The sequence below is a fragment of the Nocardia aurantiaca genome (assembly GCF_009708175.1).
GTDB lineage: Bacteria > Actinomycetota > Actinomycetes > Mycobacteriales > Mycobacteriaceae > Nocardia > Nocardia aurantiaca.
The window spans coordinates 647,835-660,409 of the sequence record NZ_WMBB01000001.1 but is presented as its reverse complement, the minus strand read 5'-3'; the positions used below and the strand labels follow the sequence as shown (position 1 = coordinate 660,409).

Annotated in this window: 13 protein-coding genes; 5 read left to right on the top strand and 8 right to left on the bottom strand. The window is 67.7% G+C overall.

Annotated elements, in window-relative coordinates:
• Positions 1–104 precede the first annotated feature (104 nt).
• Both GLP40_RS02745 and GLP40_RS02740 read left to right on the top strand, forming a co-directional pair.
• A complete protein-coding gene (locus GLP40_RS02745; protein WP_154786164.1) occupies positions 105–776 on the top strand; it encodes a SnoaL-like polyketide cyclase in 672 nt (223 codons plus the stop codon).
• 86 nt (positions 777–862) lie between these two features.
• A complete protein-coding gene (locus GLP40_RS02740; protein ID WP_230329155.1) occupies positions 863–2,185 on the top strand; it encodes a D-alanyl-D-alanine carboxypeptidase family protein in 1,323 nt (440 codons plus the stop codon).
• Positions 2,186–2,335: 150 nt separating this feature from the next.
• Here GLP40_RS02740 and yhjD read toward each other — a convergent pair whose 3' ends face one another.
• From yhjD to GLP40_RS02725, 3 genes are all read right to left on the bottom strand, one after another.
• On the bottom strand, positions 2,336–3,349 hold the full coding sequence (yhjD, locus tag GLP40_RS02735) for an inner membrane protein YhjD (protein ID WP_328289590.1): 1,014 nt from the start codon (positions 3,347–3,349) through the stop codon (positions 2,336–2,338).
• A gap of 37 nt (positions 3,350–3,386) precedes the next feature.
• On the bottom strand, positions 3,387–4,412 hold the full coding sequence (gene trpS / locus GLP40_RS02730; protein ID WP_154786163.1) for a tryptophan--tRNA ligase: 1,026 nt from the start codon (positions 4,410–4,412) through the stop codon (positions 3,387–3,389).
• A gap of 231 nt (positions 4,413–4,643) precedes the next feature.
• Complete coding sequence (locus GLP40_RS02725) at positions 4,644–5,588, bottom strand: oxygenase MpaB family protein (RefSeq protein ID WP_154786162.1); 945 nt, start codon at positions 5,586–5,588, stop codon at positions 4,644–4,646.
• Positions 5,589–5,701: 113 nt separating this feature from the next.
• Between GLP40_RS02725 and GLP40_RS02720 the strand changes: the two genes are divergently transcribed.
• Positions 5,702–6,340: a TetR/AcrR family transcriptional regulator gene (locus tag GLP40_RS02720; protein ID WP_230329154.1), complete on the top strand. Its 639-nt coding sequence runs from the start codon at positions 5,702–5,704 to the stop codon at positions 6,338–6,340.
• A gap of 200 nt (positions 6,341–6,540) precedes the next feature.
• Here GLP40_RS02720 and GLP40_RS02715 read toward each other — a convergent pair whose 3' ends face one another.
• The 4 genes from GLP40_RS02715 to GLP40_RS02700 form a co-directional block, all read right to left on the bottom strand.
• Positions 6,541–8,169, bottom strand: a complete 1,629-nt coding sequence (locus GLP40_RS02715) for a phospholipase C (RefSeq protein ID WP_154786161.1) — start codon at positions 8,167–8,169, stop codon at positions 6,541–6,543.
• Between the two features lie 114 nt (positions 8,170–8,283).
• Entirely contained in the window at positions 8,284–8,790 is a 507-nt protein-coding gene (locus tag GLP40_RS02710; RefSeq protein ID WP_154786160.1) for a barstar family protein, read from the bottom strand.
• Positions 8,791–9,294, bottom strand: coding sequence for a ribonuclease domain-containing protein (locus tag GLP40_RS02705; protein ID WP_154786159.1), 504 nt, complete (start codon positions 9,292–9,294; stop codon positions 8,791–8,793).
• Complete coding sequence (locus GLP40_RS02700) at positions 9,291–10,097, bottom strand: exodeoxyribonuclease III (RefSeq protein ID WP_328289589.1); 807 nt, start codon at positions 10,095–10,097, stop codon at positions 9,291–9,293. The genes GLP40_RS02705 and GLP40_RS02700 overlap by 4 nt, the downstream gene beginning before the upstream one ends.
• Positions 10,098–10,166: 69 nt before the next feature.
• Between GLP40_RS02700 and GLP40_RS02695 the strand changes: the two genes are divergently transcribed.
• Both GLP40_RS02695 and GLP40_RS02690 read left to right on the top strand, forming a co-directional pair.
• On the top strand, positions 10,167–11,021 hold the full coding sequence (locus GLP40_RS02695; RefSeq protein ID WP_154786157.1) for an alpha/beta fold hydrolase: 855 nt from the start codon (positions 10,167–10,169) through the stop codon (positions 11,019–11,021).
• 284 nt (positions 11,022–11,305) lie between these two features.
• Entirely contained in the window at positions 11,306–12,124 is an 819-nt protein-coding gene (locus GLP40_RS02690; protein ID WP_154786156.1) for an SAM-dependent methyltransferase, read from the top strand.
• A gap of 59 nt (positions 12,125–12,183) precedes the next feature.
• On the opposite strand, the gene GLP40_RS34695 is transcribed toward GLP40_RS02690, so the two are convergent.
• On the bottom strand, positions 12,184–12,573 hold the full coding sequence (locus tag GLP40_RS34695) for an Imm51 family immunity protein (RefSeq protein ID WP_328289588.1): 390 nt from the start codon (positions 12,571–12,573) through the stop codon (positions 12,184–12,186).
• Positions 12,574–12,575 lie beyond the last annotated feature (2 nt).

Below are 12,575 nucleotides of genomic sequence, written 5' to 3'. Positions count from 1 at the left end.
GTCCCAAATGCTTGTCGCGACACGAAGTCCCCGTGCTGCTACCGTCATGCGGTCCGTTCTGAGATCGCCGACCCCCCAATGGGTCTGGACACGTGAGGCACGAAATGACCGACCAAGCAACCGAATCCGTCGAGACCCCGCTGCACCTGCAGGGCCGCGACGCCGTCATCGCCGCCGCCGCACCGGAGGACTGGCGCGAAGGCGCGCCCGACTACCACCTGAGCAAGGTGGTCATCCCGGTCGAGCGCACCACCCAGCACGCACCGGATTCGCTGGAGCACATCGTCGAAGAGCTGGTGAAGGTCTTCGAGATGGAGGTCTCGCACAAGAAGGATCCGGCCACCTGGGTCTCGCTGGTGGCCGAGCACTACCGCGGCCGCGTCAACGGCGGAACCTGGCAGGACGCAGAGGAATTCGCGCGCATCGGGTCCTACAACATCCTGATCGGCGACAACCCCTTCTATGACGCCGCGGGCGAGAACTTCGAGTCCTCGCACAAGATCTTCCACACCGCGTTCCCGGGCGGCCTCTTCTGGGAGGTGCTCGAGGTGCTGTCCGGCCCGCCGACCGTCACCTTCAAGTGGCGCCACTGGGGCAAGTTCGAGGGTGAGTACAAGGGCCACCAGCCCACCGGCGAACTCATCGAGATGTACGGCGTCACCATCGCCAAGGTCTCCGAGGACCTGCGCATCCTCGAGCTCGAGCACTTCTACGACAACAACCAGCTGCTCGGCCCCCTGGCGCACGGCTGCCCGGTCACCCACACCGCGAACTAGCCACTCCCCCAACCGACGACACGGTCACCACCGCACCGCGGGCCATGGCGCGCCGGGGCGACCGGTCGGCGATAAAGTCGGGCGCGATGAGCATCCGCAGGTATTCGCGCCGGGCCATGGGGCGCCGGCGCGCCACCCTTCTGACCACCGCGGTCCTGGCGGCCGGCCTCACCGCGTTCCCGGGCGTAGCCTGCGGACCGCTACCGGGCACCGCGCATGCCCAACCGTCCACCACGACAACGCCGTTCGCCACACCCGGCACCGACAGCTGCCCGAACAAGACCGCTCCGCCGCCGCCCATCGACACCTCCGAGGTGCCCGAGCCCGGACAGACCGCCCCCGCGGCGCTGCCGATCCCGGATCCGCCGATCGGCGGCACGCAGCTGGGCGGCTGCGGGGTGATCCTGCCGTCGGGCGCGGGGCCGGTGCCGGAGGGGATTTCCGCCACCGCCTGGGAGGTGGCGGATCTGGATACCGGGCGGGTGATCGCGGCCAAGGATCCGCACGGGCGGTATCGCCCGGCCTCCACCATCAAGGTGCTGCTGGCGGCGGTGGCGATTCCGGCGCTCAACCTGGATGACATCGTGACCGGCACCCAGGACGATGCCAATGCCGACGGCACCCGGGTCGGCATCGGACCGGGCGGACGCTACACCAACAAGCAGCTGTTCCAGGCGCTCATCATGGCGTCGGGAAACGATGCGGCGCATGCCATCTCGACACAGCTGGGCGGGGACGACGCCACGGTCGCCAGGATGAACACGCTGGCGAGACAGTTGCAGGCGTTGGACACGCGGGCCGCCACACCGTCGGGGCTGGACGGTCCGGGCATGAGCACCTCGGCCTACGACCTGGCCTTGCTGTTCCGGCATTCGATGACGCTGCCGCTGTTCGCGGAGCTGATCCACACCGAGCAGGTGGACTTCCCAGGCTTCCCGGCCGACCCGAAAAACCCTGACGACAAGGATCATCCGGGCTTCCCGATCGCCAATGACAACCACCTGCTCTACGAATACGACGGTGCGATCGGCGGCAAGACCGGTTATACCGACGATGCCCGGCAGACCTTCGTGGCGGCCGCGGCGCGCAATGGCCATCGCTACGTAGTGACGCTGTTGAAGGCTGATGTGCGGCCGCTGCGGCCCTGGGAGCAGGCGGCCAAGCTGCTCGACTACGCCTTCGCGCTGCCCAGCGGCGCGAGTGTGGGGACCATGCCGGACGGCGGCGCGAAGTCCGCGAATTTCTCAGTGGCGCTGGCGAGTCCGCCCGCGCGCACCGACCCCACGCCGGACGCCGACCCCGGTTCACGCCCCGACCGCCACGATCTGCGACTGGGCCTCATGATCGGCGGCGTCTTGCTGGTGCTGGCGTTGCTGCTGGCCGCGCGAAGGGTGAGCCGCCGCCGCTGACCTCGTCGGTCGGTGATTGGTTCCCCGTCGGCTGGTCGGCCGCCGCCGCGTCCGCGACCGCCGAGAAGTGGCACTGCTGGGACCACGACCTGCACCACGGCGACTGGACCATGTTCGGCGGCGCCAATCGGAGCGTCGCATCGAACCGCGTCAGCGGCGGCGCAGGGTTGAAAGCAGCGCTCCGACAAAGGCTCCCGCGCCGAACCAGGCCGCGCCCGCTCCGGACGAGAGTCCTGGCCCCGTCATCCGAGGCCGGATGATCGCCGGGGCGGGTGGCGGAATATCAGCGGGCACTTCGTTTTCCGAGGCGGTGGCCGCCCAGGCGGTGGCGAACAGAATGATGCGCGCGGTGAAGTAGCTGAAGACCATCAGGCCGATGATCGGGCCGAACACCACCCCTGCCGGGCCGTTGACCACCGATCTCAGAATGACCGAGGCCAGCTGTTTGAAGGCCTCGAAGACGATCGCGGCGATCATGGCCGCCCGGGCCGCGCTGCGGAAGGTGACCGGGTGCAGGGGCAGCCGGGCGATGATCCAGACGAAGACCGCCCAGTTCGCGAGCACCGCCAGCAGTAGCGAGGCCACGGTGATCAGGATCTTCGCCGAGGTCGTCTCGTGCACGCGCAGGCGCTCGAGCAGTGTGGTGATCAGCCCGCCGGAGGCCAGCACGGACAGGCCGAGGGAGACGAGGATCGCCAGGAACAGGCCGATCAGCGCCATCAGGTCGGAGAGTTTGGCGACGAACCAGTTTCGCTGCTCGGTGGGCTGATCCCATTGCTCGGTGAGCGCGGCCCGCAGGTTGCCTATCCAGCCCAGCCCGGCATAGGCGCCGGTCACCAGACCGACGGAGCCCACGCCGGTGCGCGATTCCACGGCCTGGTGGATCAGGTCGTTGATCTGGCCGCCCGCCTCGCCCGGGATATTCTGGACGATCTTGTCCTGAATATCGGTGAGCCACTGCGGATTCCGCGAAAGCACGAAGCCCGCCACCGCGAATCCCACCATGAGCAGCGGAAACAGCGACAGCACGGTGAAATACGTGATGCCCGCGGCGTAGTGGTCGCCACGCCGGCGCTGGTAGCGCCCGGCGGCACGGACCATGTGATCCAGCCAGGGGCGGCGCTGGATCTGCCCTGTGATCCACGCCTTGACGTTCCCGAACACACCGCCACCTCCGCACAACCGACGCGCTGCGGCCGCTTCAGCGGGCCAGGAAACCCACCCGGTCGTACACCTGCGCGAGAGTCTTCCCAGCGACCTCGCGCGCCCGCTCGGCCCCCGCGGCGAGGATGCGATCGAGTTCACCCTGGTCAGACATGTATTCTTCCACCTTCGCGCGCAGCGGTGTCACGAACTCGATGAGCGCGTCGGCCGTATCCGATTTCAGGTCACCGTAGCCCTTGCCGACGTAGTCCTGTTCGAGCGTGACGATCGGAGTGTCGGTGAGCGAGCTCAGGATGACCAGCAGATTGCTCACGCCCGGCTTGGTCTCCGGGTCGTAGCGGATGTCGCGCCCGGTGTCGGTGACCGCGGAGCGGATCTTCTTGGCCGAGACCTTGGGATCGTCGAGCAGGTTGAGCAGACCCGCGTCGGTGAGGGCCGACTTGCTCATCTTCGCGGTCGGATCCTGCAGGTCGTAGATCTTGGCGGTGCCGGTCACGATGTGCGGCTCGGGTACCACGAAGGTCTTCTTGTAGCGAGTGTTGAAGCGCTGTGCCAGGTTTCGGGTCAGCTCCAGATGCTGGCGTTGATCCTCGCCGACCGGCACCAGCTGGGCGCGGTAGAGCAGGATGTCGGCGGCCATGAGCACCGGGTAGGTGAACAGGCCGACGGTGGCATTGTCCGCGCCCTGCTTGACCGACTTGTCCTTGAACTGGGTCATGCGGCTCGCCTCGCCGAAGCCGGTGATGCAGTTCAGCACCCACGCCAGCTCGGCGTGCTCGGGCACCTGGGACTGCACGAACAGCGTCGACTTCTTGGGGTCGAGGCCCAGGGCCAGCAGTTGCGCGGCCGAGACCTGGGTCCGCTTGCGCAGTTCCTTGGGTTCCTGCGGCACCGTGATCGCGTGCAGGTCCGGGATGAAGTAGAAGGCGTCGTAGTCGTCCTGGAGACGCACCCAATACTGCAGCGCGCCAAGGTAGTTGCCGAGGTGGAAGGAATCGCTGGTGGGCTGGATTCCGGACAGTACCCGCTGCTTACGCTCAGCGGTCGCTTCAGGACTCGACATGGCTCGAGCTTAATTCGCCCTTCCGCTGCGCTCCGGGGCGGGTTCACGGCCGAGCGTGGGGACGCAGCGCGGAGGTCTCGATTCTCCGCTCCGCCGAGGCGCAGGTCTCTGGAGCCCGTTCGCTCCCCCGCGCCGAGGCGGAGGTCTGTCGACCCGCAGTCCAGAATCGTGCGCTCCGCCCTCCTCGCGTGTGGCCGCGGGCCCCTCTGGGTCATCTGCCGAAGCAGCCGCTCACGCGCCGATTCGGTCAGACAGCGGGCGCGGATCCACCCCCGGCATGCTGGGGCGACCGGAGTCGAGCAGGCGCTGTTCGCGGCGGGTGGCCAGCTTGTAGAGGGGATAGCTGGGGCCGGTCATGGGCGCGGTCAGCGGGTTGCCGACCAGCGGCGGGGACAGGTGGGCGGTGCGGACGGCGCGGGCCAGGCCGCGGAATGCGACCTCTTCGCGCAGGCCCCACTCGAGCTCGTACATCGCGCGGACCCGCTTGGGCAGGCTGCCCTGAACCAGCAGGGAGAAACCGGTGAGGGCCTGCCGGATCGGCACCGGCAGCGGGTGCGCGACGCGCTGGCCCATGAGGTAGGAGCCGACCAGTTTCGCCTCCTCGGTGAGGTGGGGCTCGTCGGAGGCCAGGTAGCCGTCGAAGTAGGAACGGAATTCGCGGTAGGTGCAGGGCGCGGCGCCGCGGGGCATGCCGAACAGTTCGCCCCAGCGCACGTAGTCCTGGTACAGCCCTTCGCGTTCGGTCGGGGTGAGGCGGCGAACCAGCAGATCGTGCATGACCTCGGCCGAGTCGAAGGTGAAGGCCATGGTCATGAACATCAGATGCGGGTCATTGGCCGAGTAGCGGGTGCCGGCCGGATTGGCCGCGCCCGCGGATTCGGGGAGCACGCCGTCGACCGGGGCGTGCCGCTTGCGGGTGAAAGCCCGTGCGCGGTCGGCTTCTTCGCGGGTGCCCAGGGAGACCGCTTCGAACAGGCGGCCGGTGAGCGCGAGCCGGGTGTAGGGGGTGGTCCGATGCTGGGTGTTCTCGGCGGTTCCGACGTAGAGCAGCGGATGGACCGCGCCGATGACCAGGGCTCGCTGGCCGTAGGTGAGCCCGACCGCGCGTCTGCGCATGACTCGCCGGATCATCGAGTCGTCGGAGAAATAGCCGCTCTGAGCCGCACGTGCAGGCATCGTCGCCTCCCAATCGGTGTGATGCGGGCCATCGCATCTGGCAATAGAGTCCCCCAGATTCGACATTCTGGCAAGAGCTTCTTCCAGAATCGCGGCCGTGCCAGAATCGATTCGTGACCGGGCAACGGACCTACGGTGGCATCTCCGCGGACGAACGCCGCGCCCAGCGTCGCGCTGCCCTCCTGGACGCCGCCCTCGACATCCTCGGCACCCAGGGCATCGACAAGCTCACCGTCTCAGCGCTGTGCACCGGCGCCGCCCTCAACGAGCGCTACTACTACGAGAACTTCGACGGCCGCGACGCCGTGTTGTCGGCGCTGTTCGACACCATCGCCGAGGAGCTGGCCGCCGCCCTGCTCAGCGGACTGCACACCGCCCCCGACGACCCGCGCGCCAAGGCCCACGCCGCCATCACCGCGGGCATCCATGTCCTCACCGACGATCCGCGCAAGGCCCGGGTGGCCCTGGTGGTCAGCTCCGCCACCCCCGAATTGCGCACCCGCACAACGCATACGATCAACGCGTTCGCGAATATCGTGGCCGCCGAGGGCATCGACTTCTACGGACTCACCGAGGGCGACCCGGAACCCGTGATCGGTTTCCGGGCAACCTACCTGGTCGGCGGCCTGGTCCAGACCCTCGCCGCCTGGCTCCAGGGCGACCTGCCCATGACCCGCGATGAGCTCATCGACGCGACGACCGACGTTTTCGTGCTGCTGGGCGAGGATCTGGCTCGGAAGATCCGCCGTTGAGCCGCGTCTCGATCCCGGTCCGGCAACGCGGCGCGGGGGAAGCGGTGGGGTTCGCGGCGTAGCCGATCGGTAGTGGCCCGCGGCATCCATTCCAGCACCGAGGTTTTCGACAAGTCGGCCTTGTAGTTCTCCGGGGCGCCCGCATACGAAACCGCCCGGCCTTTTCCACGGGAAAGGCCGGGCGGTCGACGAGAGCGCGATCAGCTCGCGGCGCCGGTCTTCGGGTCGAGCCGCAGCGCGGGCTGCGCGGCGGCCTTGAAGTCGAACATGGCGTCCAGCGGGCCGGCCTTCTCGTCGAAGGAGTCGTCGCCGATACGACCGGTCTTCCAATTGTCCTCGATGAACTTCAGGACCGAGGCCTGGTCGGTGACGCTGTGGTCGACGAAGTTCGCCTTCGAGTAGGGCGAGACGACCAGCAGCGGAACACGCTGGCCGTAGCCGCAACGGCCCTGGTACTTGGCCGGATTCGCCTTGGCGTCACCGCAGACGCCGGGGCCGGTGTAGCCGTCCTGCTCGGAGGCGGAGTTCATGACCAGCTTCGGTGCGGTGTGGTCGTACCAGCCGTCGGAGTCGTCGTAGGCGATGACGACCGCCGTGTCCTTCCACTCCGGCAGCTTCTGCAGGTGGTTGATGGTTTCGACCAGGAACTGCTGCTCGTCCAGCGGATCGGAGTAGGCGGCGTGTCCGTCCTGGTAGCCGGGGGCCTTCAGATAGCTGACGGCGGGCATGTTGCCCTTGTCGGCGGCGGCCCAGAAGTCGGTCAGGTCGTACTGGTGGTTGGCCTGATCATCGTGGCCGATCTTGTCGACCGAGGTCGGCGGCAGATGGTGCGGGTTGGCCGTCGACGGGTAGTACTGGAACGGCTCGTGGTGGGGGATGTAGTCGCCCTTGGTATCCCACGCCTTGTCACCGGTCTTGCCGGTACCGCCCAGCGCCGCACCGACATTGTGGGTGGCGCCGCAGACGGCCTTGCCGTCCTTGGTGTCCGTGGGCTTGAAGCCACCCTGGAAGAAGCCCCAGCTGACGCCCTTCTTGGTGAGCAGATCGCCGATGGTGGTGCCCGACATCTGGACGGTGTCGCGGTTGGAGCAGTCGTCACCGTAGGGCTGCGGGTCGCCGACCACGGTGCCCTGGCCATTGCCGGCGTTCTCCAGCACGGTATCCGCGGGGAAGGGCTGGCCGGGCTTCGGCGGCTCCATCTTGGTGACGCCGTGGGTCTGGCCCGCGACCAGGTTCAGCGCGCCCACGGTGGACGGGCCGAAGGTGGTGGTCCAGGAGTTGTCGCTCATGGCGTAGTGCTGGGCGTAGTTCCACAGCGCGGTCACCGAGTTACCGTCGTAGTAGCCCATGACCAGGCTCGGCGGGCCGTAGACCGGCGCCTTGCAGGACTTGCCCTCGGACACGTTGGTGTGCTCGACGAACTGGTCCATCTTGCCGCCGTCGAGGGCGAGCTGTTCGTCCTTGTACTCGTGGTCCTGGTCGCACGTGACCTGCTGGTTCGGACCGCCGAGGCGGACGGGCTGGGCCTTGTTGGGGTTCTTGGTGAGCAGGTCCGGCGTGAGGCCGTCGATCTTCGGCGTGTTCGGCAGGGCCGTGAACGTGGTGCCGTCGGTGTTGGCGGCGGTCGGGTAGGTGCCGAAGTAGTGGTCGAAGGAGACGTTCTCCTGGAAGATCACCACCACGTGCTTGATCGGGGTCGTGGTGTCGGTGTCCGCGGCGACCTTGTCGGACGACGACGAACATGAGGTGGCGCTCAGCGCGACCAGCGCGGCGAACGCGGCGGCGGCGCGGCTTCGTCGGCCGAAGCGAGGGCGGGCCGAGGCGGGCATGGAACCTCCAGGTCTATCCGGATCGCGTCTACCGCGATCGCATAGCGGAACCATTGCAGCGTCCAGGACAGTTTTGTTCGACCGCAGGTTAACTGGGGTGGAAACTCCGGTGAATCAAGGATTCTCGGCTTCGGGGTCCAAACACAGGAGCACCACCGGCAATCCGGGCGGCGCGGCGTCCTGGAGCACCACCCGGAAGGGAATGCCGCGTCTGTCCCAGCTGGCCGCGGCATCGGCCACGGCCTCGGCGAACCAGGCCCGTTCGTCCGGCTGTCGATCGAGCATGAGCGCCGCATTGCGGACCACGACCACGTACCCCATTGCGGCGCCGACGAATTCGTCGAGATCGCGCAGGCATTCGTCGAAGGCGTCCTTGTTCTCCCCGAAATAGTAGGGGAATTGGAAGGCCGCGGCGAACTCGTCGAAAACCTCGGCGACCGTGCGCATCTTGCGGCCGCGTACCTCACGGGCGAGATAGCCGTCCGGAATCCGGTATCGGACACCGGAGAATTCGGCCGCGCCGATCGGCAGCACACCGAGCACCGGGGCGGGCGCCCGGCGCTCGGTGACATCGTCGGCGGGAGCGGAGAGGAACTGCGACAGCGGCATCGGCTCGGGCATTCAGCGCATCCTCGTGAAGGTTTTGTAGTGGTCCCCCGTGTAATACGCCGACCCGTCGCTGCCGGTGACGATGCGCTCGGCATCGCGGGTCTGGCCAGGCTGCTTGGGATTGACATCCCATTCCTGATAGGTGATGGCCTTGCCGGAAGCGTCCTTCCGGGGCAGCGTGCCGTCCCGGTTGTTCCAGGTGTCTCCGCCGTGCGTGCCCGGGGCATCGGCCGAACCCGGCCAGCGCCCGGCGTCGATCTCCACCAGCGTCTGGTACGCGCGGTCGGGCACGCCGGCGACCTTGGACGGCGGCGCGGATTGGTTGACGATGCCGGGGGCCGGTGTGGCGCCGCCAGGCTTGACGGTCGTCCGGACCGTCGAGGTGGCAACGGGTTTGGCGCTGCCGGTGTCGCGGGGATGGTCGTTGATGCGATTGGCGACGATGGCGACGATCAGCAGCAGCACGGCCACGCCCAGCGTCAGCCAGGCGCTCGTCTTCCTGGTCGGCTGCTTCATCGGTACTGCACCGTCACGGGCGCGTGATCGGACCAGCGTTCGGCATAGGTCGCGGCCTTCTCCACGACGGCCTGCTTGGCGCGGGTGGCGATCTCGCCGCGCGCCAACTGGTAATCGATGCGCCATCCCGCGTCATTATCGAAGGCGCGGCCACGGTAGGAGTGCCAGCTGTAGGGGCCCGGCACGCCCGGGTGCACATCGCGCACCACGTCCGCGTAGCCGGCGGCCAGCATGGACGACACCCACGCCCGTTCCCGCGGCAGGAAGCCGGCGTTCTTGACGTTGCCCTTCCAGTTCTTGATATCGAGCTCGGTATGGGCGACATTCCAGTCACCCATGATCACGAACTGACCGTCGTGAGCCAGCATCCGCGCGCCGATGGCGTCCAGGAATCGGTACTTCTCGTCCTGCAACGGTGTGTCGGCCTCGCCGGTGTGGACGTAGACGCTGGCGATGGTGAGATCGTCGAAATCGGCCTCGACATAGCGGCCCAGCGTGGCGAATTCCGCGACGGGAGTCCAGGTTCCGTCCTGGAACAGGCCCACTCCGACCCGGACCGCATCGGGCTGGTGCCGGGACAGGATGGCCACGCCCGCACGGCCTTTCAGACCCGGCTCGGCATGGCTGAGAAACCATCCGGCGTCCAGCGCGGGCGCCAACGCGCTACGCGTTTGCTCATCGGTCGCCCGAGTCTCCTGCAGACAGACGATATCGGCCTCGGTAGCCGCCAGCCACTCGAGCAGTCCCTTGCCCGCCGCGGCGCGCACCCCGTTCACGTTGCACGTACTGATGATTTTCGCCACTTCACGACCGTACAATGCGGCTTACCGACTCTCTTCACGGACATCGAGGTCCAGGAAGGGGTGACGACGATGACGTCAGGCACCACCAGGCCCACCGCCCCGCCCGCGCCCATCCGCGCGCTCCACACCGGCTCCGGTGAACCACTGCTCCTGCTGCACGGATTCATGATGTCCCCGCATTGCTGGGAGCAGGTGGCACAACGCATGTCGAGCCATTGCGAAGTGTTCGCTCCGGCCTTCACCGGGCACTGGGGCGGCCCCGATCTCGAGGGCTGGTACCTCGATGTCAGTGCCCTTGCCGACCGGGTGGAGGACCAGCTCGACGAGATCGGCTGGCGCACTTGCCATATCGCGGGCAATTCGCTCGGCGGCTGGGTGGGCTTCGAACTGGCCCGCCGGGGCCGGGCCCGCACCCTCACCGCTATCGCACCGGCGGGCGGCTGGCAAAACCCCTCCGCGCTGCAACTCCGGGTGGGATTGAAGTTCCTGTCGCTGGTGCCGTTCCTGGAGATCGGCAAGCGTCTGCCGGCCGCCATCGCCTACAGCGGACTCGTGCGACAGGCGGTGGCGCTGCTGCTCGCCAAGAACACCGAAGCGGCCTCGCGGGCGGCCATCGAGGCCGCCATCACCTCGGCCATGCACTGCAGAGCCACACTTCCGATGCTGGTGAGCGGCCTGCGATTCCCCGCGCTCGAGCATCTGGCCACGCTGCGCACGCCTGTGCGGCTGCTCATGTGCGAGCATGACCGGATCATCCCGAATCGCTTGTACGCCCGGCGTTTCCTGGATGAGCTGCCGGAGTCGGCGGACCGCATCCTCGTCCACGGCGTCGGTCACGTTCCCATGCTCGAGGCGCCCGACCGCATCGCGACCCTCATCGCCGAGCACGTCTACGCCAGCCGCACCCACCTGCGGGCCGTCTGACTATTCCCGAATCGCCCACACTCCCTGGCACACCCGGCTTCTTTACCTGGAACCGTGCACCGGAACTCGTTCATGTGCATAGGATTACGACTGATCCGCGTCGCCAGGTTCGCGGCCCAAGCGCAGGTCTATGGAGCGCTCGTTCCGGACCGAGCGAAGCCAGGGAGCGAGGCGGAGGAGCGCGGGCAGGGAAGAACGAGACCTTCGCTCCGCCTCCCCGCGCTTGGCCGCGAACCCGCCGGGAGCGACGCGGAGGCCAATTTCAGATCGACAGGGTGTGGAGAATGACGGAACAACCGCGGGTCGACCAGTCCAAGCCCAGCATCGCTCGGGTATACGACTATCTCCTGGGCGGCAAGGACAACTATGCCGCAGACCGGGAGGTCGGGGACTTCTTCATCAAGGACCTGCCCGGTTCGGTGGATATCGCGTACGCGAATCGCAATTGCCTTGTCCGCGCCATCGGCGAGATGTCGCGGGCCGGTATCGAGCAGTTCGTCGACATCGGCAGCGGCCTGCCCACCGCCGCCAATGTGCACCAGGTGGCGCAGCGGCACCGGTCCGAGCCGCACGTGGTCTACGTCGACAATGACCCCATCGTGCTGGCGCACGGCCGCGCGATCCTGGAGACCGACGCGAACACCACTGTGATCCAGGCCGACCTGCGCGATTCGGAAGCCATCCGACACCATCCGGAAGTGGAGCGGCTCATCGACTTCACGCAGCCGGTGGCCGTGGTCTTCAGCGCCATCCTGCACCACCTCAACAATGACGAGAAGCCCGAGCAGGTGGTCCGCTACTGGGCCGACCAGATCTCCTCCTGCAGCATGGTCTACATCTCCCATTTCCGCTCCGGCTTCAACGAGGAGACCCGGGTCGCCGAGCAGAAACTGCAGTCCACCTTCGGCCGCGGCCGCTGGCGCACCGACGAGGAGATCCTCGCTCTCTTCGGCGATCTCGAAATACTCGAACCCGGTCTGGTCCCCTGCTCGCTCTGGCGCCCGGAACCCACCGCCGAGGGCGTGGCCCGCATCGGCGGCGACCACCACGATCTCAGCGTCTGGCAACAGCTCATCTCCGCTGCCCTATCCCGCAAGCCCTGACGGACGAACCCTGCGGCACTCACTGATCGCGATCGAATCCCGTGATCAGCGGGTGCCGCTCAGTCGAACCACTCCGGATCTCCGGCGGCGATGAGCCTGCGCAATACGGCCGGATCCGCCATCGCGTCCCGCAGTAGGGCGCCGAGCCGCCGCAGCGCCTCCGCGTCCTGTCCGTACGCGACGAACATTCCGGCCTCGGGGTCGAAGTTCACCCGCTCCCCCAGCCCGGGCTCCTGTGTCATCACCGCGGTCCGAGCCACCCCCGCCCACCCGTAACCGCCTCCGTCGTACCCGAACTCGGCGAATACGGGCTCGGTGGCGAGCCCGTCTGCTCCATCATCCTGCCGCTGGAGAGCTGCCTGCGCCCCGTCTCCGTCCCGTGAACCCGTTCGGAGCGTGCGCGTCCGGGGCCGCCACCGGCGACTGGGCGGCCCCGGACCTTCACGCACGC